The following is a 256-nucleotide window of genomic DNA, read 5'->3' on the forward strand; positions in this document are numbered from 1 at the left end:
GCTGAATCAGGCCGCGCCCGACACGCCCGTGTTCGTGCTGCACCTGTACGACCGCGCACTGCTCAACCGCGCCGCGCTGCGCCAGGTCGGCTACACCAAGGACACGCCGAACCCGCCGGGCGGCGAGATCCAGCGCGATGCATCCGGCGAGCCCACCGGCATGCTGATCGCCAAGCCTAACGCGATGATCCTGTACTCCACGTTGGCCAAGGGGCCGAAGCTGCCGCCCGAGTACCAAGTCAATTCCACGCGCCAG

General features: G+C 68.0%; 1 protein-coding gene. It reads left to right on the forward strand.

All coding sequences use genetic code 11. The features are described 5' to 3' along the window. Nucleotides 1-256, forward strand: a 256-nt coding sequence (locus tag RVY79_RS20510; RefSeq protein WP_317466432.1) for an amidohydrolase family protein, incomplete at both ends; no start/stop codon positions are given.

It is taken from the genome of Chromohalobacter sp. HP20-39 (assembly GCF_033052815.1).
Classification (GTDB): domain Bacteria; phylum Pseudomonadota; class Gammaproteobacteria; order Pseudomonadales; family Halomonadaceae; genus Chromohalobacter.